The 23,773-nt window shown below is 42.4% G+C and carries 25 protein-coding genes; 5 read left to right on the top strand and 20 right to left on the bottom strand.

Features of this window, described 5'->3' with window-relative positions:
- Positions 1-756, bottom strand: a complete 756-nt coding sequence (locus tag N483_RS19920; RefSeq protein WP_023398539.1) for a Nif3-like dinuclear metal center hexameric protein — start codon at positions 754-756, stop codon at positions 1-3.
- Positions 757-921: 165 nt separating this feature from the next.
- On the opposite strand from N483_RS19920, the gene N483_RS19915 reads away from it, so the two are divergent.
- Complete coding sequence (locus N483_RS19915; protein ID WP_023398540.1) at positions 922-1,389, top strand: VOC family protein; 468 nt, start codon at positions 922-924, stop codon at positions 1,387-1,389.
- A 47-nt stretch (positions 1,390-1,436) separates the two neighbouring features.
- Here the strand turns inward: N483_RS19915 and yghU are convergent, their stop codons facing one another.
- Positions 1,437-2,306 carry a glutathione-dependent disulfide-bond oxidoreductase gene (gene yghU / locus N483_RS19910; protein WP_023398541.1) on the bottom strand — a complete coding sequence of 290 codons (870 nt, stop codon included), beginning with the start codon at positions 2,304-2,306 and terminating at the stop codon, positions 1,437-1,439.
- A gap of 430 nt (positions 2,307-2,736) precedes the next feature.
- On the opposite strand from yghU, the gene N483_RS19905 reads away from it, so the two are divergent.
- On the top strand, positions 2,737-3,171 hold the full coding sequence (locus N483_RS19905; RefSeq protein ID WP_023398542.1) for a hypothetical protein: 435 nt from the start codon (positions 2,737-2,739) through the stop codon (positions 3,169-3,171).
- 39 nt (positions 3,172-3,210) lie between these two features.
- Positions 3,211-5,868, top strand: a complete 2,658-nt coding sequence (locus N483_RS19900) for a glycosyl hydrolase family 18 protein (protein WP_023398543.1) — start codon at positions 3,211-3,213, stop codon at positions 5,866-5,868.
- A gap of 145 nt (positions 5,869-6,013) precedes the next feature.
- On the opposite strand, the gene N483_RS19895 is transcribed toward N483_RS19900, so the two are convergent.
- From N483_RS19895 to N483_RS19870, 6 genes are all read right to left on the bottom strand, one after another.
- Complete coding sequence (locus tag N483_RS19895; RefSeq protein ID WP_023398544.1) at positions 6,014-6,652, bottom strand: GrpB family protein; 639 nt, start codon at positions 6,650-6,652, stop codon at positions 6,014-6,016.
- A 13-nt stretch (positions 6,653-6,665) separates the two neighbouring features.
- Complete coding sequence (locus N483_RS19890) at positions 6,666-7,520, bottom strand: sulfotransferase family protein (protein WP_023398545.1); 855 nt, start codon at positions 7,518-7,520, stop codon at positions 6,666-6,668.
- Positions 7,521-7,742: 222 nt separating this feature from the next.
- Positions 7,743-9,029: a coproporphyrinogen-III oxidase family protein gene (locus N483_RS19885; protein WP_023398546.1), complete on the bottom strand. Its 1,287-nt coding sequence runs from the start codon at positions 9,027-9,029 to the stop codon at positions 7,743-7,745.
- A 36-nt stretch (positions 9,030-9,065) separates the two neighbouring features.
- Entirely contained in the window at positions 9,066-9,311 is a 246-nt protein-coding gene (locus tag N483_RS19880; protein WP_023398547.1) for an acyl carrier protein, read from the bottom strand.
- Positions 9,308-10,648: a class I adenylate-forming enzyme family protein gene (locus N483_RS19875; protein ID WP_023398548.1), complete on the bottom strand. Its 1,341-nt coding sequence runs from the start codon at positions 10,646-10,648 to the stop codon at positions 9,308-9,310. Before N483_RS19875 ends, N483_RS19880 begins: the two co-directional genes overlap by 4 nt.
- Positions 10,649-11,007: 359 nt before the next feature.
- Positions 11,008-11,691 carry an XRE family transcriptional regulator gene (locus N483_RS19870; RefSeq protein ID WP_023398549.1) on the bottom strand — a complete coding sequence of 228 codons (684 nt, stop codon included), beginning with the start codon at positions 11,689-11,691 and terminating at the stop codon, positions 11,008-11,010.
- 271 nt (positions 11,692-11,962) lie between these two features.
- Between N483_RS19870 and N483_RS19865 the strand changes: the two genes are divergently transcribed.
- Positions 11,963-12,301, top strand: a complete 339-nt coding sequence (locus N483_RS19865; RefSeq protein WP_023398550.1) for a helix-turn-helix domain-containing protein — start codon at positions 11,963-11,965, stop codon at positions 12,299-12,301.
- A 408-nt stretch (positions 12,302-12,709) separates the two neighbouring features.
- A complete protein-coding gene (locus tag N483_RS19860) occupies positions 12,710-13,492 on the top strand; it encodes a hypothetical protein (protein WP_023398551.1) in 783 nt (260 codons plus the stop codon).
- Positions 13,493-13,545: 53 nt separating this feature from the next.
- Here the strand turns inward: N483_RS19860 and lipA are convergent, their stop codons facing one another.
- The 12 genes from lipA to lptE form a co-directional block, all read right to left on the bottom strand.
- Positions 13,546-14,511 carry a lipoyl synthase gene (gene lipA / locus N483_RS19855; protein ID WP_023398552.1) on the bottom strand — a complete coding sequence of 322 codons (966 nt, stop codon included), beginning with the start codon at positions 14,509-14,511 and terminating at the stop codon, positions 13,546-13,548.
- Complete coding sequence (lipB, locus tag N483_RS19850) at positions 14,508-15,161, bottom strand: lipoyl(octanoyl) transferase LipB (RefSeq protein ID WP_023398553.1); 654 nt, start codon at positions 15,159-15,161, stop codon at positions 14,508-14,510. Before lipB ends, lipA begins: the two co-directional genes overlap by 4 nt.
- A gap of 12 nt (positions 15,162-15,173) precedes the next feature.
- On the bottom strand, positions 15,174-15,452 hold the full coding sequence (gene ybeD, locus N483_RS19845; protein ID WP_023398554.1) for a DUF493 family protein YbeD: 279 nt from the start codon (positions 15,450-15,452) through the stop codon (positions 15,174-15,176).
- Positions 15,453-15,615: 163 nt separating this feature from the next.
- Positions 15,616-16,779, bottom strand: coding sequence for a serine hydrolase (locus N483_RS19840; RefSeq protein ID WP_036975601.1), 1,164 nt, complete (start codon positions 16,777-16,779; stop codon positions 15,616-15,618).
- Positions 16,780-16,925: 146 nt separating this feature from the next.
- A complete protein-coding gene (locus N483_RS19835; protein WP_023398556.1) occupies positions 16,926-17,681 on the bottom strand; it encodes a septal ring lytic transglycosylase RlpA family protein in 756 nt (251 codons plus the stop codon).
- A gap of 3 nt (positions 17,682-17,684) precedes the next feature.
- Entirely contained in the window at positions 17,685-18,791 is a 1,107-nt protein-coding gene (gene rodA / locus N483_RS19830; protein WP_023398557.1) for a rod shape-determining protein RodA, read from the bottom strand.
- A complete protein-coding gene (gene mrdA / locus N483_RS19825; protein WP_023398558.1) occupies positions 18,788-20,659 on the bottom strand; it encodes a penicillin-binding protein 2 in 1,872 nt (623 codons plus the stop codon). Before mrdA ends, rodA begins: the two co-directional genes overlap by 4 nt.
- Positions 20,660-20,666: 7 nt before the next feature.
- The gene (gene rlmH / locus N483_RS19820; protein WP_036975605.1) at positions 20,667-21,137 is read right to left on the bottom strand and encodes a 23S rRNA (pseudouridine(1915)-N(3))-methyltransferase RlmH; all 471 of its coding nucleotides are present in this window, start codon (positions 21,135-21,137) and stop codon (positions 20,667-20,669) included.
- A gap of 1 nt (position 21,138) precedes the next feature.
- Positions 21,139-21,456 carry a ribosome silencing factor gene (gene rsfS, locus N483_RS19815; protein WP_023398560.1) on the bottom strand — a complete coding sequence of 106 codons (318 nt, stop codon included), beginning with the start codon at positions 21,454-21,456 and terminating at the stop codon, positions 21,139-21,141.
- 87 nt (positions 21,457-21,543) lie between these two features.
- Positions 21,544-22,173 (bottom strand): nicotinate-nucleotide adenylyltransferase, encoded by a 630-nt coding sequence (gene nadD, locus N483_RS19810; RefSeq protein ID WP_023398561.1) that lies wholly within the window; start codon positions 22,171-22,173, stop codon positions 21,544-21,546.
- A complete protein-coding gene (gene holA / locus N483_RS19805) occupies positions 22,173-23,231 on the bottom strand; it encodes a DNA polymerase III subunit delta (RefSeq protein ID WP_023398562.1) in 1,059 nt (352 codons plus the stop codon). The genes nadD and holA overlap by 1 nt, the downstream gene beginning before the upstream one ends.
- On the bottom strand, positions 23,231-23,737 hold the full coding sequence (lptE, locus tag N483_RS19800) for an LPS assembly lipoprotein LptE (RefSeq protein WP_036975634.1): 507 nt from the start codon (positions 23,735-23,737) through the stop codon (positions 23,231-23,233). Before lptE ends, holA begins: the two co-directional genes overlap by 1 nt.
- Between the last annotated feature and the right edge of the window lie 36 nt (positions 23,738-23,773).

Raw genomic sequence — 23,773 nt, 5'->3', positions numbered from 1 at the left:
TTATACCGGGTTATTGATGTCGACAAATTCTACATCTAGGTCGTATTTGTCGGCTAAGTATTCACCCAGGGCTTTCACCCCGTAACGCTCAGTGGCGTGGTGTCCAGCTGCAAAAAAGTGGATCCCTTGCTCATTGGAGCTGTGAATTGTTTGCTCTGATGCTTCGCCGGTCAGGTAGGCATCGATACCTTGACTCGCTGCTAAGTCGATGAAGCTTTGGCCGCCACCTGTGCACCAAGCAATGGTTTTAATGAGATGGTCGCCAGCTTGATTAACGAGCGGCTTTCGATCCAACTTATCTTCTATTAGTTTCGCGAATTCATCTACCGTCATCGGGTTTTTGAGTTTTCCTTTAACTGCAACACTGTTTTTGTTCCACGGCTCTAATGGGCGTTCAATTTCTAGGTCTAACAATTTTCCGAGCTGTGCATTGTTTCCAAGCTCTGGGTGCACATCAAGGGGTAAATGATAAGCAAGAAGATTGATGTCATGCGCTAAGAGGCTTTGGATTCGGCGTTTTTTCATGCCTGTAATTGATTGCTCTTCGCCTTTCCAAAAATATCCGTGATGTACCAAAATGGCGTCGGCGTTCTTTTCTATCGCGACATCAATCAACGCTTGGCTAGCGGTGACACCGGTAATTACTTTTGTGATGTTGTCTTTACCCTCGACTTGTAACCCATTTGGACAAAAGTCATTTATCTGGAAGGGCTTGAGTAATTCAGTAAGTTGGTTGACTAATTTTTTGCGCTGCATAATGACCCCTAACGGCGATAAAAACGCATAGTTTAGCGTTTTTTTTCACGAAGAAAAGCGGATATTCAGATTGGTAAAACTTGGTTTTTGTGGTCACAGTCGTTTGTGCTTTGCAATAAATAGACTAATTTTATTCAGACTAACTAGCAACTGAGAGACACTACAATGGCCGTGAACGCAATTCCCGAAGGCTATCACGCTTTAACACCATATCTTATTGTGCAGGGTGCTACACAGGCAATTCAATTTTATCAAAAGGTATTTGCAGCCGAGTTGGTATTACAAATGAATATGCCAGATGGTGGTGTTGCCCATGCAGAGCTTAAAATAGGTAATTCTCACCTCATGATCAGTGATGAATGTCCCGACATGCATTTTAAAGGGCCCAATCAACTTGGCGGTACGCCCGTTACTTTAATGCACTATGTTGAAGACGTGGATATGGTATTTTCTCAAGCTTTGGCTATGGGAGCAAAAGAACTCAGAGCGGTAGAGAATCAATTTTATGGCGATAGAGCGGGAACACTTGAAGATCCATTTGGCCATATATGGACGATCGCTACGCATATTGAAGATTTAAGTGAATTGGAACTGCAAGAAAGGATGAGTGAATATATGTCTAAGCAGGGTTAACAGCGAGCGGGAAGCCTCATTCAAATGAGGCTAACGCAGTAACCTTGTTACTTAGCTGTGTGTATATCTTGGGACTTTGATTTAAAATCGTGGCTGTCATGGCGCTCATGAAGCTGCTCGTGCTCTTCCCCCCACGTGCGATTTACCATTCGCCCTTTTTTTACAGCAGGTCTTGCGGAGATTTGTTTAGCCCAGCGGATCACGTTTGGATATGCCTGCACGTCTAAAAATTCAGCGGCTTCATATAGACCTCCTTCTACAAGTACCCCATACCAAGGCCATATAGCCATATCTGCTATGGTGTAGTCATCGCCACACAGGTAGCGATTATTCTGCAAATGAATATTTAATACGTCCAACTGTCTTTTTACTTCCATGGTGTAACGGTCTATTGGGTACTGAAATTTTTCTGGTGCATACGCGTAAAAATGGCCAAATCCACCCCCCAAAATAGGTGCTGAACCCATTTGCCAAAATAGCCAGTTAAGGCACTTTGTTCGATCTACAAGTTTGTCAGGGATAAACTCAGAGAACTTTTCTGCTAGATAAAGTAAGATTGAACCTGATTCAAACACATTTATTGCAGGTTGGTGTGTGGTATCGACCAAAGCGGGGATTTTTGAGTTCGGATTAACATCTGTAAACCCGGAAGAAAATTGTTCACCCTCCATGATATCAATGAGAAATGCATCATATTCTGCTCCATTGATCCCTTTTTCAAGCAACTCTTCTAATAGAATAGTGACTTTAACTCCATTTGGGGTTGCCAATGAATACAATTGCAAAGGGTGTTTACCTGTTGGCAGTGGTTGGTCAAAACGGTGACCAGCTGTAGGCCTATTGATATTTGCAAATTTACCGCCATTTCCAGCTTCCCATTGCCACACTTTTTCTGGGGTATAGGTGTTCTGTGCCATATCGTTTCCTATATGTTTAGAAAAAACTTTGAAGTATCGACAGATGACCGTGATGATTTGAATTTTAGTTCACGTAGCAAGAATTACTTTGCATGATTGCTTATCTAGACGGTTTGGAAAAATTGCAAGACTTCCAAGGACGTATAAGTATCTACGTTTTTCAATGTCGTCAAGGCGTGGCATTGAATGTTATTTAGTCAATTATTTTTACTATTTGTTTTTGAGGAAATTAACTTTGTTCAATTTTTATAAGCTTGAATTTCAACTTGGTAGGGAAATTTATAAGTATGGGTGCATGCAAAGAAAAAGAGATTGAACTGCGGTGATTACTTTTTAGTCCCTAAAGTGGGTTGTGTTTTGCGTTATATTCGGTACATTGGTGTTAACAGTATTTTTGTTTTGTTAATTAAATTCAGAGAGACATGAGCTCATGCGTATTTCTTTTCGTCCAATCATCTTATTTTTGACACTTCATTGTTCTTTTCTTGTTCACGCTGATGACAGCGCTGTCTCTGATGTGGCCAATGTCAAGGAGCAAGCTGCCGAGAGGCGTATTGCAGGATTATGGCATGACGTAAACAACAGTAATTTTGCCAATGGTCATTTGATAGTGTCGCAACAGGGTAGTGAAATCTTTACTGCACATTACCTTGAATTCAAAGGCATACCTTTTGTTGAACATGGCGCTGGCAAGAGAGAGCAAGATACCATTACGGTTAAGGTCCAAGTAACACAACAGATCCCAGGCTGGACAACTGAAGGTGTCCATACCTTAACTTTGTCTGATGACGGGCAATATCTAATAGGAGAGTATTTTTCAGGTGGTAATAAAGGCCCTCTGAAATTTAAAAAGGCAGGCAAATAATAACCTGTAAAACAAGAAAAACATGTAGAAGGAAATAAAATGAAAAAATCACACAACAGGGTATTAAGCAGAGTGAAGCAAGCATTGCTTCTCTCTGGCTTTATGGCTTCTCTTCCTGCTTTTGCTGCGGTACCTGGCGCACCAAAAGTAGAGTGGATGGTCGAAAAACATAGTTTAGTAACAATTACAGATTCACTGGCATATAAAGATGTCGTCGTCGCGCCAAGTGTTGATGTTTCTGTGCCTTGGTCAAAGTGGACTGGGGAAGCTGGCGAAACAGTTAAGATTTTACTTGATGGGCAAGTAGTACATAGTAGAGTTTTGACTGAGGTAGGCAGCTCGCAATCGGGTGTAGAAACATTAACATTTACAAAAGGCGGTAAATTTAATTTAACCGTGCAGCTGTGTAATCTGGACGGATGTAGTGACAGCACTAATAACAAAGTGCTCGTTGTTGCTGATACAGCAGGGAGCCATTTAGATCCACTGCCAATGAAGGTAAATGATCCTCGTTTTCCGATTGAAATGACAAACCGATCATACGTCAACACAACGGGTAAAGTTGTCGCAGCGTATGCGGCGGAATGGTCCGTGTATCGTGTAGAGGGAATGGACTACTACATCGATAATATTCCGGCGGAAAATTTAACCCATATTTTTTATGGTTTTGTCGCTATCACAGGTCCTAATGAGTCTTTTCAAAAAGAGAACCCAACTGGCTACAATACGTTTCAACGTGTTGCCGCTGGATTAAATGACTTCGAACTTGCGCCACCAGATCCTTGGGCTGCTTATATGAAGCCTGTTGGTGACCAAGTGAATCAAGATGCTATCAAGGGTAACTATGGTCAGATGATGGCATTGAAGCAACGCTATCCCGACCTTAAGATCATTCCATCTATTGGCGGATGGACTTTATCTGATCCTTTCTACTTTATGGCCGATGATGCCAAGCGAAAAACGTTTGTTGAGTCATGTCGTAAATTTTTGAGAACATGGCAATTTTGGGATGGCATTGACATCGACTGGGAATTCCCAGGCGTTGCGGCGGCAAACCCTAACCTAGGTTCACCAAGTGATGGCGCAACTTATATCAAACTGATGAAAGAGCTTCGCGCAATGCTAGATGAAGAGGAAGCACGTACAGGTCGAAAATACGAGCTAACATCTGCCATCAATGTCGGTTTTGATAAATTAGAAAAGGTCAACTACGGCGAAGCGATTAAGTATATGGACTATATTCTTATGATGTCCTATGACTATTTTGGCGCTTGGGACTTAGAAGGTCTAGGTCACCAAACCGCGGTTTATCCTTCTGATTTCAAACCTTCTGATGTACGTACAACACAATACAATCTAAAAACAGGTATTGATCTGCTCAAGGCGCAAGGAGTACCGGGTAATAAACTGATCGCGGGTATTGCAATGTATGGCCGAGGCTGGACGGGTGTTGAGCATACGCCTGGTACACACCATATGCAGGGCACTGCAACTGGACCATCTGCACCAGCGGATGCATTTAAACTTGAGCCGGGCACGTTAATGTATGCAAACATTGCGCAGTGGGCAAAACACCCCGATTGGGAGTACCACTACGATACAGTTGCGCAGGCACCTTATATTTACCGTCCAAGCACGGGGGATTTGATCTCTTACGATGATCAAAGATCGATAAAAGCGAAAGGCGAACTTGTATTCCAAGAAGGCCTTGCAGGTATGTTTGGTTGGGAAATTGATACCGATAACGGCGACATCTTAAACTGGATGCATGAATCTCTTGGACACCCACTGGTTGACGGCTCAAACCGCGCGCCTGTGGTCAACGCCGGTGCGGATCAAAGTGTATTGTCCGGGTCAGTTGTCAAGTTATCTGCAACAGCCAGTGATGCGGACAATGACGCGTTGACCTATCAATGGCAACAAGTGTCAGGCCCTGCGGTGACGCTTGGTGTAACAAGCGCACTAAACGCAGAATTTGTTGCGCCTGATGTAATTGGTGAAGCCACAATTACATTGCGCTTTACAGCCAATGATGGCAAAGGCGGTAGTACAAGTGATGAAGTCGTTGTTACGGTGCGCGATAGTGTTGTAAATACACCACCTGTAGTGAATGCCGGTGCAGATCAGCAAGTTGAATCAGGCACTGCAAACGTATTATTAGATGGTAGTGCGACATCCGATGCGGATGGTGATGCACTTACTTATGCTTGGACTCAAGTGTCAGGTAGCACGGCTGTATTGGTAGGCGGTGATACCAATAAGGCAACCTTTGCAGCTCCTCAAGTAACTCAGGCTGAACAATTGGTGTTCCAGCTAAGTGTTTCTGACAATGGAGTGGACAACTACACGGATACTGTGACGGTGACTGTGACGCCAAAAGGGACTGGTGGGCACCCTGCGTATGATGCATCTGCAATTTACAATACCGGAGACCGCGTCAGTCACTTTGACCAAGAAGTGAAGCAAACTCTTGTTTGGGAAGCCAAATATTGGGTATCTGGTGTTGAGCCGACGCGTTTTGCTGATGCTTGGAAATTGATTAGCCAAGCTGAGTTTCCATGGCATGTAAAAGTGGCATACAACGCTGGTGAAGAGGTAAATCATTGCGATGCGTCTAACCTGTGTGCACGTTATCAGGCACTGTGGTGGACTAAAGGTGATGAACCTGGAAAAAGTGGTGCATGGAAAAAGCTTTAATGCTAGGTAACATGGCCTAACAAGACCATACAAAAATAAACCTTAATGGCAATACATCAGTGTCACTTCATCACAAACTGAAGAAGTGACACTGTTTTTTTGAACGAGAAAAGCCCCACCCTATAACCCATCAATTGACTTACATTCATGGTTTAGTCGTTGCTAACCAGTGTTTTGCATCGTTTAGTATGTCGCAGTAAATGTCAATTTTGCGCACAGAGTATGACAGCATGTCAGAACTTGAAGCAAAAGCGTGATCTTTGAACTTTTGATATTTAGCGATTTGCTTTTTGTTTGAATTAAGATAATCACGAAAAAGGATGGCTTCGCTAAAGCAGGGGAGAGCGTGATGGGCGAGGTGTAATACATAACATTTACGAGACTCGACTTTCCAGTACCAACTGCATTGCGTATGAATTGGGCTTCTGCCATAAAATGTATAACCCAATTGTGCTAGCGCAGACTGTACGTGAATGTCATCGGGTTCATAGGGGGTTTTAGCAGCAATGTCGATGATATTTTTTGAACACATACTCGGGATTGAAGTGCTGCCTATATGCTGAATTTCTGCCAACTTTAGTGTATTACTTTGCTCAACTAAACACCGTCTTTCATGCGCAAACCACTGCGGCCACTGCGGGTTGTAAGGGAGCTGATCAAACCCAACATCGGGCATTTTTAAGGAGAGCAAATGAAGAAATTTGGTTTCAACGGCTTCGCCATTGAGGTGTTCGTGTCTATGTTTCAATCTCTTGAGTAGCGTTAAATAGTGTAGATTAATCATGACTGTCCTTTATTTATCGCTCGTACCATAAGCTGATTAAATCTCGATCTAGTAAATTCGCAGTGGATTGAATATCGGTGTAATAGTAGTCCATGAGGTACTGCTTTAGAGATTTACTCATCGAAGAGACTTGCCCGGTTTTGTGTACACGAACGTGGTTGCGGTGTAGCTTGTTGCGAATATTTTCAGGTAATTGCTTGAGCTGACGCAGTACAGTATTGCGGATTTTGAGTGTGGCCTGTTGTTGGTCAATCTCGATATCATCAAAGGGGACTGTGCCTATGAAGTCAAAGGTTTCGGCCATGATGCGGTGCGTATCTTGAATAAAATCATCAAATAAAATCACTTTTACATTTTTGCCAAAGACTTCTATGTAGCGTTTGACGTGTTGATAGTAACTGGCATTATTCAAATATTGCAGCCCGTCGTGAAAGTAGCTCGCTGGTGGAATACACTTTCCTTCTCGCCTATTTTGGCAAAGTGATATAGCGCGCTCAAGATCAGCTTGATCTTCATTTCCAGTGCGTAAATAGAGCGAGTGAAGCGACTGTATCTGCTCCCACGGGCGGCGCAGCATAATAATGATTTTTGCGTCTATACAATGTGTGTGAATATTGTGCGCTGCAGCTTTACTGGTGAGATACCACACCGAGCCTTCAGCATTGATAGGTGAGTTGACGAATAACTTTAGATAGTCATTGGTTTCAGTGATTGTATGTGGTTGCACCATCAGATCTGTTGCGAAGTAGTGGGGTTCTTTCAAAATAGATACATGTATTGACGGGTGTTGCTTTAAGTACAGGCACATAGCTGTTGTGCCTGAGCGCGGTGCGCCGACGACAAATAAGTTTGGGTAGTTATTTACCAAGTTGAACTTTCCTTATTTTATTGGAGTGTCACCACGATGAGTCCGATTAGATTTTGTTAAACCCGTTTCATTTAGTGGATTTTTACAATCATTGAGGGGGTAATTTTTAATGTATAAGAACCTGTCAACTATCATGTATACGCCTCAATAGACACTCGTAATAAAGGCGACGGGAACCCAAGTCAGGTGTCTACCGCCATAGAGTAGTGTACGGTTTGGCAATTAAGCGAATGAGTCTAAAAAGTGCCGACTAAGCGCTTTACCTACAAAATCGCCATAAAACACACCTTTGTTTGTCATTTTTATTGTGTTCTCTTGTACAGCAATAAAATTTTGCTCTATTAATTTTTGTAGCATCACATTGTTTGGGGATAATAAATCAACTCCGTGTTTTGCTTTGAGCCATTTGCAATCAAGGCGAGATGTTTTCATGCCCAGTACTATGTCTCTGGCTATCAAATCCATTGATGTGAGCTTTGCACCTCGCTCAACGGGCAACATATCTCGGTCGATAGTTGCTTTATACTTCTCTAGCCTCGAAGTGTTTTGAATGTATTCCCTTTGTAAAGACGAAAAGGCCGAAACGCCAAATCCATAGGTATCTTCACCTTGCCAACGCTGATGTAAATGCTTTTGTTGGTAATCACCATTTTTGGTAAAAGTAAAAAATGTAGAATTTTGATAGCTATGAGCATGAAGTTGCTCAATGGCATAATCCATAAACGCCATTTCTTGGTCATCCGTTGGTAGGATGATGCTGTTTTTATGTAGATCACTAAAGTATTTTGAATTTTGATAAAGTTCCATTTTGTAGACAGTGATCGAATGAACATTGAGCGCAATCGCGCGGTCAATACTGTATCGCCAGCTGTGTTCGGTTTCCCCCTCCAACCCACTGAGTAGGTCAATATTGACGATAACACCGGTATCGAGTGCCCGCTGAATGGCTTTTATGTTCATCGTTTCAGTGTCTTTTCGGCCTGTCTTTGCGACGACTTCATCGCAAAAAGACTGGATCCCAAAACTAAGACGCGTAATACCAAATTGTGCGAGCTCTTCTGACTTCTTTTTATTATACGTAATTGGCTCCACCTCAAATACAAACTCAGATAAAGCCATTGTGTAATGTGCGTTTAGGGTATCCATGATCTGGGATAGATGACGCGCTTTTAATAAACTCGGTGTACCCCCGCCAAAGTAAAGCGTATCGACCGGACGTTTAGACCATGCATATTGCTTCGATACTAGCGCGATTTCTTTACATAGGTAGTCGACATAATTGTCTATATCCTGCTGGTTACTCTCAGACAACTCTATAATTTTGAAAAAACAGTATCTGCATCGCTGAATACAAAAAGGAATGTGGATATACAGATTTAGTCTGTCGTTATCCAATGCTTCGGATTGAAATGTGCCTTTCCAGTAGCGACTAGGCGGATAAGTGGTCATAAAGCCTTTGCGGTTCAGATCACTGACAGGCAGCTGCGCTTCGTCGTTTTTAGTTTCCATATTGGCTTCTTATACTTAGTGTCAGAGTCAACATGGCTATTTGCCACTGTGCTTAGCGATGATCTGCGACACTTTTTCAAGATTGTAAAAATTCTCGAAAGTTAGTGAGTCATGCTCAAATTCAACATTGAAGGTTTTCTCTAACAGTAAGACAAACTCGGTGAATACAATAGAGTCCATTGCCAAGCCATCTTCAAAAAGGGGGGTTGTGTGGTCGAATTCGTCATAACTGAGATTCACATCGAGTTTTTCTACGACAAGCTGTTTTAATGCATCAATCATATTTCTGATCCCTCATAAAGTTTTGTTATTTCTTTTCGGTTAATTTTTCCACTGCTCAGCTTTGGCAGCTGCGGGAGGACAATGACCTTTGCAGGCATTGCATAGGGCGGTAAATAATCAGTTAATTGTTTGCAGAGAACTTTGGGATCTGCCTGAGTGCTTGACCCAACAACTGCAACAATAGTGTGCCCCTTTATATCTTCTTTGCCCTTTATTAGGGCGACATCCTCTATGTCTTGATGTCTTTTGATTTGAGTTTCCAGTTCAGAAAAGGCAAGTAAACGGCCATCTCTATTTACACTAAATGTGTCTCTTCCGATAACTCTAAAGCCACTATGCTTTGAAATTGAGACGAGATCTCCCGTTGTGAAGAGTGACTGTTGTTTTGGTTGGTGCAAATAATAGTCAAACCCAAAAGGATGCTTAACAGTAAGTTTTCCTTTGTCTATTTTGACTTCTACTGCGCTCAATGGCACAACCGCATCATTGATCTCTTGACCGGCTTTTTGCACTTCCCCAATTGCGATGACTCCCAATTCGGTAGACCCATAAAGGTTAAAAATCTGCTTAAATTTGGCCGTGGCTCGAGTATATTTATGATTGCCGAAACAGTCTCCGGCGCTGACAATAAATTGATAGCTCAGATCGTGATTTGGCTTATAGAGCAAGCCATCTAGCATATGGGGAGTGAGGTAAATAACATTTGGAACAAAGTGATGTTCGACAGTTTTAAATTTAATAATATTAAGGTTGCTTGTTATATGAACTGTAGCGCCAACAAGCAAACTAGGTAACAGCGCTGCACCAAAACCATACATATGGTGAATCGGAACAGGAATAAGGACGCGATTCTCATGGTCAAGCGGCAGGCGCTCTAACACATTAAATGAGTTGGCGACTAAATTTTCTCTCCGATGCACGACTACCTTTGGAGAGCCTAAACTGCCTGAAGTAACAAAATAGACCGCACCCGCAATCGTTGTGGTATTACCCCTATCATGTTTGTTGATTGTGATGTGTGTTAAATCACTATGATAGTGGGCGGACATATGTAATTGGTCTCCAAATATGTCGCCATCAAACTCAGTGTGATTGCCAGGTAATAAAGCAAAATTTATGTCGGTGCTCAATAAGGCCATCAACATCATTAAATGCTCAATTGACTGATCGCAGCAAAATGCAATCGGTGGGGTTAACTTGTTATCTAAGAGCCAGTTTCGATAAGTATTGATACGTAGAATTGCATCTTGATAGCTTATTTGTTGGTGATCATCGCTCAAGGTGTTTTCTAGTGCACCCAATTGTTTCCATGTATCAAAAATATCAATAAATTTCATTAGCCGACTACCTTGTTCACAGCATAATGGTCAGTCTATCGACCTGAGTTAGCATTTAATAAAGTAAAATATTTCTAGATGTCACCATCATATATGGCGGTTTGTGCTAGTTACTTAAAGAATACTTTATTTTAAATTGGTTGTTTTTTTATTTGATTTTATTGTGGTTTTTTGAATTTTTTAAGGTGTAAAATTTTACAGTTACACACTTAATGGTCATGCTGATGGATGAGCGTAATTAAAGTGTGGTAATGAATATGCAAGCTTTGAGGTGAGAAGGTGTTATTAATTGGAGCTGCAATACTTTATACCGCAGCTAATTTTTGTCTTTTAAGGTGCCATGCGGTGTTTGAAAAAAGCTAAGTTAAATCTTTACCAATCCACACTACTTTTCCGATGATCTCCAACTGCTCCATTTCGTCGGGTTTTACGACTTGTTCAACATATTCTTTATTATCGCTGATAAGCCTCACCGAGCCATCTAAGTACTGTTGTAGTCGCTTGGCATATAGTTCTTCACCAAGCCTTACTACATAGATCAGACCTTCGCTGAGCTTCTTGTCACTCAAGTCAACCAAAATGGTGTTGTTATTGTGAATGGTTGGCTCCATAGAGTCGCCTTTGGCAAATACAACTGCCAATTTACTCTTTTCGAGGTTCTTGTACTCGAGCCATTTCTTTCTAAATGCTAAATGCCTCGATACTTGCATTTGATCATTAAAGGCGCCGTGTCCTGTGCTAACTGAGACATGGTAGCCTGGCACTAATACAAAGGCGTCATTGAACTCATCCAGTTTTACAATTGGGTGTAATGTTGAGTCAGGGGCGCAGCTCTCTTCTCCTGTGATCAACCACAATAAACTCACTTGTGCTTCACTGGAAATCCTTTCAATAATACTGAGCTTAGGGTCTTCGCCTTTTAATATTCGACGCAAAGTGCCTTCAGAAACATCAATTTTTGACGCAAATGCCCTGATACTGTGAGGCTTTATAGCTTCCTCTACACGTTCAGCCAGGGTATTTAGGTAACTTTCTCCGTCCATAATGGGTTTCATTTCCTACATCACATCTATTTAAGCGTCAATTTGGACATTATAAGGAGCTTTAAAAATAAACTCAATGCAATTTTTTACGCAGGAATAAATTTATTAGCGGTTGTGGTGCGTAATATTTTGCTCTATACTTATTAAAAAATTACGCAGACCGAGCTTTAGTACGGTTCAGTATGCATTAATTACGGTAAGTTATAACAGTTAGTAGGGCACTTTTGAGTGCAAACGTACTTGCTTGCGTAAAAAAATAAGGAAAGTGAATATGGCCAACCACCCAACATTTAATACACAAATGAAGTCTAGACTATCTCAGCATCTGGTGTCTGCTCATAGCGGTGCTGACTTAAGTCCAAAACCTGTCAAGTTAGTGCGTACACCAAAAGGCGCGCAATTATTAAAGTATGCACGAAAGTGCAGGGGATATACACAAGCTGAATCAGCTGCTTGTTATGGTATAGAGGAGCGTACGTTAAGGCGCTGGGAAAACAATGAATATAACCCGAGATGGAATGATGTTATTTCATTGATTGAAGATGTGTATTTAATGGATATTACTCAAGTTATTGAAGGGGTAAGAAATGACTCCGAAATAACTGCGTAAATAGTTACGCGTGTGCTGTGTATCGTAAGTTCGGTTAGTTTATTACGCGCTTACTGATCCTGCGTAATATTATGAGCTCTCTAAACAAACCCCCAGGGTTTGTCAGGTAAGCCAACTTGTAGTTTTGGTGACTGAGAAATTAGTTTTTATGATGGATTTTGGTGTTTTACATAGGATAGCTGATTTTTTCTAATGACTTCTTATTAAACTCAAAGGGTTCCCGTATCGCCCTTTGAGTGAATTTTTTAATTTGTTGATTTAAATAAGAAGATTTTCAAATTCAGGGTGTTTATTCGGAGATAAAGGCTTTTGATATTAGAGAATTTGCCTGTTAACTTTTTACTCAATGGATAGCTGAGTAAGCAGTACAGACTACAAATTTTTTTCTCAATATGAAAGGAAATTATTATGTCTTTATCTAAATTATCACTGACCATTGGTACGTTATTAGCGAGTTTAAATTCTTATGCATCGGTACAAAATGTGGCCGATGTCGATGGTTATGAACGCACAACCAGTTACGCCTATGGACCCGTCAGTAGTGTGGCTATTACAAGTGAGCATGCCCACAAACTGATACTTAACGTACAACTTAGCAACGAATTTAGTCGCTGTGACAATGCCAATGTGTATTCCAATCGCACACATACTAATCTTGCGAGTTTAAATGTCTCTATAAACTCCCATGTGCTGACTAGTTTGACGATGGAAACGGAGTTCAGTGATGAAAGTGCACTGCAAGATCCTAAGACGGTTCATATCGGGTGTACTGACGAATTTGGGCAGGAGTTCAATGTGTTGGTCAATGTACCAGGCGCGCCAATTGTCGATTGGCAAGTTTCTTTACAGCCTGCCGGTAAGTTTATTTATATACCGTATTCATATGGCTATCATTCAGCATATAAGATTGAAAGCCGTCTTAGTGTTAATAACCAAAACACGCAGTCTTACTGTACAACTTTGGCAAATCGGGGTGTATCGCTTGGATTATTTCATGGCGAAGACCGCAAAGGTCCTTTTCATTCGGATGTATTTATAAAAAATGAAGTATTGACGAATCCAGCGCATCAAGTTTTGTATCAAATTATCGAGTGTGAAAATGCGGCCGGAAAGACCATGGCAGTGAAGGTCTTCAATTTGACAAACCCCAATCACATCCATTTATGGGAAGATCAGTTGATAGTTAAATAAAAGGTTGGGTAAAAAGCAAGTCGTGAGACTTGCTTTTTATGGGTAAAGATAAACTACTTAACTTCTTTACCAGCAGCTTGTTGATCAGCATGGTAGCTTGAGCGAACGAATGGGCCACATGCAGCATGTGAAAAGCCAATTTCGTCTGCGTAGTCTTTTAGTGCGTCAAACTCTACTGGTGGAACATAACGCTTAACAGGTAAGTGGTGCTTCGAAGGCGCAAGATATTGACCAACTGTCAGCATATCAACATTATGCTCTCGTAGATCTCTTAGTACTTCTTCGATTTCAGGGATCTCTTCCCCTAATCCAACCATCAAACCTGATTTAGTTTTTACTTCAGGGTGTGCTTCTTTAAATCGACGTAACAACTCTAAAGACCATTTATAGTCAGCACCTGGACGAGCTAGTTTGTATAGTCTCGGTGCTGTTTCTAAGTTGTGGTTGAACACATCAGGTGGCGTTTCAGTTAAGATCTCTAGTGCACGGTCCATACGACCGCGGAAATCAGGAACTAGGATTTCAATGGTAATGCCTGGGTTATGTTTGCGGATCTCTCTAATACAATCTGCAAAGTGCTGGGCACCACCGTCACGTAAATCATCTCTGTCAACAGAGGTGATCACCACATATTTGAGCTTCATATCTTTGATGGTAAGTGCTAACTTCTCTGGCTCTGCCGCATCAGGTTTCAGCGGACGACCATGTGCCACATCACAAAATGGACAACGACGAGTACAAATAGCACCTAAGATCATGAAAGTTGCTGTACCGTGATTAAAGCATTCAGACAAATTAGGGCAAGACGCTTCTTCACAAACAGAATGTAAGCCATGCTTTCGCATAGCGCTTTTGATCCCTTCGATTCGCTCACTTGATTTTGGTAAGCGGATCTTTAGCCATTCTGGTTTGCGGAGCATTTGCTCTCGTTCAGTTGGTAGTACTTTTACCGGGATCAATGCCATTTTTTCAGCATCGCGTAACTTTACACCCGGTTCCATTTTGACTGGTTTACTCATTCGTTCTCAAACCCTTCAGTGTGAACAACATGCTCAGCGTTAATGCGCTTAAGCATATGTTTGATGAGCCCTTGACCCGCTGTATCGAGCGAATCAGGCCCATTTATATCGCTAGTTTGTACCATCTCCATGCCGGCATAGCCGCATGGGTTAATACGTAAAAATGGACTAAGGTCCATATTGACATTGAGTGCAAGCCCGTGAAATGAACAGCCTCTTCTCACTCTTAATCCCAAAGAAGCCACCTTACGATCATCGACGTAAACGCCTGGAGCGTCTGCTTTAGCGTAGGCATTGATATTATACTCTTGCAAGGCATCAATAATGGTTTCTTCGAGCCAAGTAACAAGTTCACGCACGCCAATTTTTAGACGTCGCAAATTGAATAGCACGTACATCATTTGCTGCCCAGGACCGTGATAAGTTACTTGGCCACCTCTATCAACTTTCACAACAGGAATATCTCCCGGCGCAAGTAGATGCTCTGCTTTACCAGCTTGACCTTGAGTAAATACAGGATCGTGTTCAACGAGCCAGATTTCATCTGGCGCAGATTCATCACGTTGATCTGTGAATTGCTGCATTTTTTGCCATATTGGCTCGTAACTTTTTCGTCCTAGATGACGAATGATGACATGATGGTTGCTCATGGACTTCCCTGATTACAATACGTAACGAACCGCTTCGATACTACCTAACTCGGTATATATCTGCTCAATGTGTTCTTTTGACGTTACCGTTGCAACCAAAGTCACAGACTCATAAGTCCCCTTGCTGCTTGGCTTTACTTTTGGAGCGTAGTCGCCAGGTGCAATAGCTTGCATTTTAGTCAGAATTTGATCTGTCAGATCTACGTTTGCTAGGCCCATAATTTTAAAAGTAAACGGACAAGGGAATTCTAAGTACTCATCAAACTTAGTGTTTTTTACAGGTGTTACCATGACGGTTTCCTCACTACAGATACTAAGCGATGATTGTGTAATGTGAATTGTTTTCACTTAGGCATCATCACCTCAATAATGCCGGGCATTCTATCATTTTTGCAGCAAAAAAAAACGCCTCAAGTAGAGGCGCTGTTGCATTATATACATACTCTGCACAGGGTTATTGCATGATCTGTAAACGTAAGTAGTCGTATATGCGACTGAAGAAACTGCCTTCTTCGATTTCTTCGAGTGTCACAAGTGGATACTCGGCGATATCTTCCCCTTCAAGTTGCAAGAACAAAGTACCTACAGTACTGCCCTTTGCAAGGGGAGCTGTCAACGTTTGATCCAACTCAAAATGTGCTTTTAAATTCTTACGCTGGCCACGAGGAATAGTAATGGGCGTATCTTGTGTGATACCCAAAGAAACGGTTTCTTTGTTACCCATCCAAATACGTTGATCTGCAAAGCTATCACCTGCTTTGTAAGGTGTAATGGTTTCAAAAAATCTGAAGCCGTAGTTTAGCAGTTTTTTGCTCTCTACTTTTCTCGCTCGTTCACTCTCTGTGCCCATTACCACGGCTATGAGTCTCATATCGCCCTTGGTTGCAGAAGTGACTAAGCTGTAGCCTGCTTCTGCGGTATGGCCGGTTTTGATGCCATCCACATCTAAGCTTGCATCCCACAGCAGCGAGTTACGGTTATATTGCTTGATACCATTAAAAGTAAATGATTTTTGCTTATAAAGAGCATACTCATCAGGAACATCTCGGATCAGCGCAGCCCCTAGCGTGGCCATATCTCTGGGCGTAGTGAATTGCTCAGGAGCATCTAAACCATGGCTATTGATAAAATAGCTATTGGTCATACCCAGCTTTTCAGCATGTGCATTCATCAAATCAGCAAAAGCACTTTCACTGCCAGCTATATGCTCGGCCATTGCAACACATGCATCATTTCCTGATTGAATAATGATGCCGTGGTTTAAATCATCAACGCTGACTTTCTTCCCTACTTCTATAAACATTTTTGAAGATTCAGGGAAATTTTTTGCCCAAGCCTTTTCACTGATGGTAACCATGTCATTAGGAGAAATATTTCCAGCAAGAATTTCCGTCCCAATCACGTAACTGGTCATCATTTTGGTTAAACTTGCAGGTAAAAGCTTAGTATCAGCTTCTCCTTCAGCGATGACTTTACCTGTCGTGAAGTCGACCAGGAAATAACCTTTCGCGCTCACTTGAGGTGGAGAAGGTATGATCTGTGCACTTGCCGAAAACAATGACAAAGAACACACGACACCAAGGATTTTTTTAACTACTTTTGGTTTAAATACTGTCATCATGCTCGCTTTTTAATTAGTCTGGATAGTCGTTCTATTGTTAGACTAACCAGTAGATTTTATTTTTGTACTGCATACTACATATTATACCTATCTGGAGGCATTAGTCGCGGAACAAAAAATATGTAATTCAGTTTTAGAATATTTTAAAGTTCATACTCTGTGTAAAGCAAGAAAGCTTTATTAAATTCACCTTCTTGTAAGGTTTGTAGCACTTTTTGTGCTGTATGGTCATCCAAAATGGGTCCAAGTCGCAATTTGTAAAGATTATCTTCAAATGCGATGGGTGTACCTAGTTCAAATTTATTAGAAAGTTGCACAGCCAATGCCTGTACATTTTCCATACTACTGCCAGCGGCAACTTGCACATAAGTTAAGCGTGGATTTTTGCGGTCAATAGTAATTGCCTCAATCTTAACCTCAGCTGTACCTTGTAAATGATAACCCAGTTTGTATGCGGCAGCATAAGAGAGGTCAATGACCCTATCATCATGAAACGGCCCGCGGTCATTCACCCTAACAATGGCGCTCACGTTATTTTGCAAATTGGTGACTCTGACAAAACTGGGCAAGGGCAGCGTTTTATGAGCAGCAGTCATGTCAAACATGTTGAATGTTTCACCATTGGATGTGTAGTAACCATGGAATTTACGGCCATACCAAGACGCAGTTCCTGTTTGTGTAAATCCTTTTTCATCTGACATTGGTGCATAGTGTTTGCCAAGCACAGTGTAAGGCCGCCCAGCACTGACGCTTTTTGGCTCGTTTGTGACTTTGGCATCCTGCATTTCGAGCTCTGTCGGGGCACGCAGCGGTGCCTTGTCTTGGTTTGTATGATATCGACTGCTACATGCGCTGAGAAGTAGTAAAGCAGTCAAAGGAATAAGGACGTTTTTCTTCATAAATTACTTTAGTAACATTTTTTTATCTGTTGCTATTGCCATAATGATACCGAAACCAGCCATCAGTGTAACCATTGATGTCCCACCGTAACTGATCAAAGGTAGTGGCACACCAACAACAGGTAATAAGCCGGATACCATGCCGATATTGACAAAAATATACACAAAAAAGGTGAGGGTGAGCGCGCCCGCAAGCAACTTACTAAATGCTTCTTGTGCATTGACAGCAATGTAAAGTCCACGGCCGATTATAAATAAATACACACTCAATAGCATGACGACACCAAGCAGACCAAACTCTTCGCTTAATACTGAAAAAATGAAATCAGTGTGGCGCTCAGGCAGAAATTCGAGCTGTGACTGTGTACCATGCAACCAACCTTTGCCCTCTATTCCCCCTGAACCGATGGCTATTTTTGACTGAATTATATGATATCCAGCACCTAGCGGGTCACTTTCTGGATCGAGCAAAGTCAAGACGCGCTGTTTTTGGTACTCGTGCATGACAAAGTGCCACATTGCAAACGCCCCGGGAATAGCCAACAACACGCTTGTTCCGATTAGACGCCAGCTTAAACCAGACAAAAACAACACAAAAATGCCAGAGCTGGCTATCAGTAAAGAGGTTCCCAAGTCAGGCTGTTTTTGGATTAAGATTGTAGGGACTAGTACGATAGCAAACCCGATCACTAGGTGAAGTATTTTAGGGGGTAATTGTTGTCGACCTATATACCACGCAACCATCATAGGAACGGCTAACTTCATAATTTCTGATGGCTGAAAACGCGTAACACCAATATCTAGCCAACGCTTTGCACCATTGATGGTAATGCCAAAAAAGAATACCCCAATGAGCATAACCAACCCCACTGTGTACAGTGGAAAGACCAACCTTTTTAATGTGTTAGGGGAGATTTGGGCCATTACAAAAAGGGCGATAATGGCACCAAGCATCCGTGTTGCATGACGAGCCATCATGTCCATGTTTTGGCCGCTGGCACTGTAAACGACGGCTAAACTACCAATCATCATGACAAGCAGTGCAGCTAGCAGAGGAAAATCAATGTGAATTCGTTGCCAAAATGAACGGCGCTTTCTCAATTGGTTCATTTACCCTCCGTGTCGCTTGGGTAGGACTCAAAATAATAATCCATAAGTTTACGTGCGATTGGGGCCGCAATAGTTGAACCACCCCCTTGGTTTTCAACAATAACGGTGACGACAATTCTGGGGTCATTAAAAGGCGCAAATCCTACATAAATGCCATTATCTCGATGTTTTTCTTTTAAGCTTTCAGCATCATACTTTTCACCTTGCGCAATACTCACTATTTGTGCAGTACCTGTTTTACCAGCAGGATCATAGCTTGCTCCTTTAAATGCTTTGTGTGCTGTACCAGTCGCTTTTTTGACTGTGTTATGCATGGCATCAAGGGCAATTTGCCAATTATGGGGATCTTTTAACACGACAGGTGGTTTTTCCTCAGTATACATCTGCTCCACGTTGTTATTTTGTTTTGCAACTTGCACTAAGTGAGGCGGACGATGAATGCCTTTATTGACCAAAATAGAGACCGCATTGGTTATTTGCATTGGTGTCGCGGTCCAATACCCCTGGCCGATGCCGACAGAGATGGTATCTCCTGGCCACCAAGACTCTTTGAAGCGTTGTCTTTTCCATTCAGTGGTCGGCATGATCGCTGGGGTTTCTTCATGTATATCAATCCCCGATAAATCACCAAACCCAAACTGGCTCATAAAATTGCTAATTTTAGTGATGCCAAGTTTGTAAGCAGTTTCATAAAAGTACGTGTCACATGACTGCTCAATGGCTTCGTAAACATCCACATGGCCATGCCCCCAGCGCAACCAGTCACGCCAGCGGTGTTCTACATTGGGTATCTGGAAAAATCCAGGATCCCAAATTTTTGTGTTCTCTTTGACCACCCCTTCCTCTAAAGCCAAAATAGCAAGGTGAGGTTTGACAGTGGAAGCTGGTGCATATCGCCCCTGAGTTGCGCGATTGATTAGTGGCCTATCTGGATTAAGCAGCGCGCGATAATCTTTGCTACTGATACCATGAACAAATAAATTGGGGTCGTAACTAGGGTTTGAGTAGAGCGCTAGGATCCCACCATCTTTGGGATCCATAACGACAATGGCCCCACGCACGCCCTCAAGCACTTCTTGGGCAATTTTTTGTAGTCCAATGTCTAACGTCAATACCAAGTCTTCTCCAGGCTTTGGGTGCTCAATGCTCAACGAACGAATAATTCGGCCGCGATTATTGACTTCTACGCGTTGAGAGCCCACTTGGCCATGGAGGCGTTGCTCATAAAACTTTTCGATCCCGAGTTTGCCAAAGTCATGAGTGGCACGATAATTTTTGGCAAGCCCTTGAGATTCTAGTTCACTGAGTTCTTTTTTGTTGAGTCGAGATACATAGCCTAAGGCGTGGGTCAGTGCGTCACCATAGGGATAATGTCGGGCTAACCTCGCTTCAATACTAAAACCGGGAAAGCGATGCTGATTGACCGCGAAAATTGCGACCTCTTGTTCGTTGAGACGTGCCTTAAGAATTTGGCTTTTAAAGCGCCGAGAGCGTCGATTACTTTTTTTTACAGCTGCTTTTTGCGCTTCTGTAATATTGATAATTTCACCGAGTTGTTCCAGCGATAATGTCAGGTCGTCAACTTGCTCAGGAATTACTTCTAGATTATAAACTGGCCTGTTTTCGGCTAACAGGACGCCATTTCTATCGTAAATTAATCCGCGGTTAGGGGCGATAGGAATAACTTTAATGCGATTATCATTTGAGCGGGTTTGATAAGTTTCGTGCTTTTCAACTTGTAGCGTATAGATGTTGTTAAGCAGCACACCAATAAGAATAACGACAAAAACGAAGCCAACAAAAGCGCGTCGTGCAAACAGGTTGGCTTCAGCGCTATGGTCGCGGATCGTTGGCCGGTTTTTTATCATGGATGGCTTATTCTCTGTGATACGGGTGGTTGTTATTTAAGCTCCAACCTCGGTATAGACTTTCAGCAACGACAATTCTTACCAGAGGGTGGGGCAATGTTAGGTTGGAGAGCGACCATTTTTGCTCCGATGCGGCAATACATTCTGGTGCCAGCCCTTCAGGTCCACCGATCAGTAAACTGACGTCACGACCATCGAGCTGCCATTTTTCCATGTTAGTTGCTAGTTGGTGTGTATCCCAAGGTTTGCCAGTTACTTCTAATGTAACGATGCGATTTCCTTTCGGGATGGCCGCCAGTGTTTTTTCGCCTTCTTGTTGTAAAATGCGCTTGATATCTGCGTTTTTACCGCGCTTACCTGCGCTGATCTCGATCAAGTCTAAAGGCATATCTTTTGGAAAGCGACGTTGATACTCTTTGAAGCCAGTTTCCACCCACGCTGGCATTTTTGTACCAACCGCAATTAACTGAATCTTCACACTAGCCCCAAAGCTTTTCTAGATCATAAAAATCGCGAGTTTGGTCTTGCATGACATGCACAACAACGTCTCCCAAGTCAACAAGTACCCACTCACCTACATCTTGACCTTCGTGGCCTAGCGGTGTTTCACCGGCATGACGAGCTTCTTTGGCTACGTGGTCTGCAATTGATTGAACGTGGCGTTTCGAGTTGCCTGAACAAATGACTAAATAATCAGTGATTGAGGACGTTTCGCGGACATCTAACTTCACAATGTCACGGGCTTTCATATCATCGACTTTATCTAGGGCAAAGTCTAAAAGTTGTTTTGAATCCAAATCAGAATCTCTTTACTGTGTACACTACTAATAAGGGCGCAATTCTAACATGTTTTCTAGTAGAATTATCAAGTCGATCAGTGGCAGTTAAAGTGTGTACAGTTTATTTTTATTAATATAGGTTATGACCGACTCTGGCAGCCAAGGTTCAACGGACTGGCCGGATTTTATTACCGTACGAATTTCGCTCGATGCGGCGGAAAAAGGCTCGCCGCTCAAAAAGTAACATTTCCCTGCTTGAACTAGGTGCAATGAGTCTGGGCAGGTTATCTTGGCTTGCTCTAGGTACTGGGCGAGCTGCGAGCACGGCGTTAATTTATCGCCCGGCCTTGCATATACCACTATATGACATAGTTGCGTGATTGTTTGCCATTGATACCAGCTGCTAAGGCTATTAAAAGAGTCCATACCCATCAAAAAAGCGATGGGGGTATTGGGGTACTCAGCCCTTAGCTCTTGTAAAGTTAAGACGGTATACGAGGGCTCAGTGCGTGTAATTTCCCTAGTATCGATGTTAAACCTTGATTCCTCTTTAGTGGCCAATTTTAACATCGCCAAGCGGTGCTCGGTGGCTATGCTTGGGCCTTTTTTATGCACAGGTGTTGCGTTTGGCATAAAGGATACAGAAGTAAGGGATAATTCCTTTAAACACTGTTTGGCCATGTTGATGTGCCCTAAGTGGATCGGGTCAAAGGTACCGCCAAAAAGTGCAATCATCAGTGCTGAGCTCCTAGTTGGTTAGAATTGTCAGTAAAGGGCATAGGGAAGTTTATCGGCTGACAAAAACTTAATGCGATATGTGCAAGACCTTGGAATGGGGCGCTAAGCCCATTGCTTTTGAAGGCTGAATCAAACTGTGCGAGCAGCGATATAATATGTTCTAGCTGGGCGATCGTGAGTCTATCTAAAGCTTGTTGAGTCGACTGCTGCTGGTTTTTCCAAATATTATATTGCTTGTACAGTGGCGCAATGGCTTGGCCCTGTACCAATGCGCGCTTCATAGCGAGTAAAGTCTGCGCTTGGTTTTGTATTGTCCAAGCAACACTGGTTGGTTCAACATTGTCAGTCGCTAACTTATTGAGTATTTTCACGATATATTTTGCATTGCCCTTCAACAAGCCATCATTGAGATCGAAAATATCGAACTTGGCTTGATTGAGTAAGCCACTCATAAGTTGCTGTTGATCAATCAAAGCGTCTTTATAGAGCAGCGACAGCTTTTCAAGCTCTTGATATGTGGCAAGCAAGTTACCTTCTGTTGCCAAAAGTAAGCTGCGTTTGGCGTCGCTTTTTAAATTGACTTTTAAACGTTTGCATTCGTCATCTAACCACCTTTCTAAGTGGTAGCCTGTGAGGGCATAACAAGGTACAAACAAACCTTGTTTGTCGAGTGCTTTAAACCAGGCTGAGCGTTGAATATCTTGGCCCGCCTTTGCGCCCTTTATTATCAATATGACATCTGGGTTTATGTTTGCTGCCAGCTCTTTTAAGATGTTGACACCTTGCGTAGGAGGCTTTTGTTGGTTTAGATCAAGTTCGATAATTGTACGAGCACTAAAAAGCGACATACTGTTGTATTGGGCAATGAGTTCTTGCCAGTCGAAGCCGGGCAGCAGCGCAAACTTGATGACTTCATCAAACCCTTGCTTTTTAGCTACTTGACGGATATTTAAAACACAACTTCCTTCTTGGAAAGGCTCTTCACCAAAAACAAGGTAGAAAGGGTGCAGGCCTTTACTTAACTGGCCTGCTAGTTGATTTGCATAACAGCGCATTAGAGTTGTGACAGTTCGCGAATAATTCGTTTAGTGGCTAACTTGCGCATCTCAGATAGGATGATTTCCATTTCTTTGGATTTGGCAAGTGAGTTAGTTGGATCATCTTGGTAGTTGCGATAAAGCTCGAAACTTTGTTCAAAAGGCTCTTGATCCGGGCGAGATAGGCGGTAGGAAACTTTATATGCAAGCTCATACTGTGCAACTTGGCCATTTTGAAATAGGCTCAGTGGCTGCCTGCTCAGCGCATCTCTATATAAGTGAAGCTCCGCTGCATTTTTACTATCTTTACCTGCAATCTCATCGTTAATTTTGACTTGTGAGCGCTGCAACTCGTATTTCAGTTGCTCGTATAAAGCTGACTTTTGGTCCTCTCCTGTTAGATGCAACACCCTCAGATCTTCAGGGATATACGATGCTTGTTTTAGATGAAAGCCACAGCCTGTGACAGTCAAACAGACTAGCACAATTGCTAGCCCATTTTTTATGCCAGCAAGCGCGCGCATAGCAGCCAAGCCGGTAAGGCTTGCTGCTAAAATGAC

The organism is Pseudoalteromonas luteoviolacea NCIMB 1944 (assembly GCF_001625565.1).
Lineage (GTDB): Bacteria > Pseudomonadota > Gammaproteobacteria > Enterobacterales > Alteromonadaceae > Pseudoalteromonas > Pseudoalteromonas luteoviolacea_F.
This window is presented reverse-complemented; position numbering and strand designations above follow the sequence as displayed.

Excerpts from the sequence above, each read along its gene's own strand:
- N483_RS19920 (WP_023398539.1), bottom strand. The coding sequence starts at position 756 with ATGCAGCGCAAAAAATTAGTCAACCAACTTACTGAATTACTCAAGCCC.
- N483_RS19915 (WP_023398540.1), top strand. The coding sequence starts at position 922 with ATGGCCGTGAACGCAATTCCCGAAGGCTATCACGCTTTAACACCATAT.
- yghU (WP_023398541.1), bottom strand. The coding sequence starts at position 2,306 with ATGGCACAGAACACCTATACCCCAGAAAAAGTGTGGCAATGGGAAGCT.
- N483_RS19905 (WP_023398542.1), top strand. The coding sequence starts at position 2,737 with ATGCGTATTTCTTTTCGTCCAATCATCTTATTTTTGACACTTCATTGT.
- N483_RS19900 (WP_023398543.1), top strand. The coding sequence starts at position 3,211 with ATGAAAAAATCACACAACAGGGTATTAAGCAGAGTGAAGCAAGCATTG.
- N483_RS19895 (WP_023398544.1), bottom strand. The coding sequence starts at position 6,652 with ATGATTAATCTACACTATTTAACGCTACTCAAGAGATTGAAACATAGA.
- N483_RS19885 (WP_023398546.1), bottom strand. The coding sequence starts at position 9,029 with ATGGAAACTAAAAACGACGAAGCGCAGCTGCCTGTCAGTGATCTGAAC.
- N483_RS19880 (WP_023398547.1), bottom strand. The coding sequence starts at position 9,311 with ATGATTGATGCATTAAAACAGCTTGTCGTAGAAAAACTCGATGTGAAT.
- N483_RS19875 (WP_023398548.1), bottom strand. The coding sequence starts at position 10,648 with ATGAAATTTATTGATATTTTTGATACATGGAAACAATTGGGTGCACTA.
- N483_RS19870 (WP_023398549.1), bottom strand. The coding sequence starts at position 11,691 with ATGGACGGAGAAAGTTACCTAAATACCCTGGCTGAACGTGTAGAGGAA.
- N483_RS19865 (WP_023398550.1), top strand. The coding sequence starts at position 11,963 with ATGGCCAACCACCCAACATTTAATACACAAATGAAGTCTAGACTATCT.
- N483_RS19860 (WP_023398551.1), top strand. The coding sequence starts at position 12,710 with ATGTCTTTATCTAAATTATCACTGACCATTGGTACGTTATTAGCGAGT.
- lipA (WP_023398552.1), bottom strand. The coding sequence starts at position 14,511 with ATGAGTAAACCAGTCAAAATGGAACCGGGTGTAAAGTTACGCGATGCT.
- lipB (WP_023398553.1), bottom strand. The coding sequence starts at position 15,161 with ATGAGCAACCATCATGTCATCATTCGTCATCTAGGACGAAAAAGTTAC.
- ybeD (WP_023398554.1), bottom strand. The coding sequence starts at position 15,452 with ATGGTAACACCTGTAAAAAACACTAAGTTTGATGAGTACTTAGAATTC.
- N483_RS19840 (WP_036975601.1), bottom strand. The coding sequence starts at position 16,779 with ATGACAGTATTTAAACCAAAAGTAGTTAAAAAAATCCTTGGTGTCGTG.
- N483_RS19835 (WP_023398556.1), bottom strand. The coding sequence starts at position 17,681 with ATGAAGAAAAACGTCCTTATTCCTTTGACTGCTTTACTACTTCTCAGC.
- rodA (WP_023398557.1), bottom strand. The coding sequence starts at position 18,791 with ATGAACCAATTGAGAAAGCGCCGTTCATTTTGGCAACGAATTCACATT.
- mrdA (WP_023398558.1), bottom strand. The coding sequence starts at position 20,659 with ATGATAAAAAACCGGCCAACGATCCGCGACCATAGCGCTGAAGCCAAC.
- nadD (WP_023398561.1), bottom strand. The coding sequence starts at position 22,173 with ATGATTGCACTTTTTGGCGGTACCTTTGACCCGATCCACTTAGGGCAC.
- holA (WP_023398562.1), bottom strand. The coding sequence starts at position 23,231 with ATGCGCTGTTATGCAAATCAACTAGCAGGCCAGTTAAGTAAAGGCCTG.
- lptE (WP_036975634.1), bottom strand. The coding sequence starts at position 23,737 with ATGCGCGCGCTTGCTGGCATAAAAAATGGGCTAGCAATTGTGCTAGTC.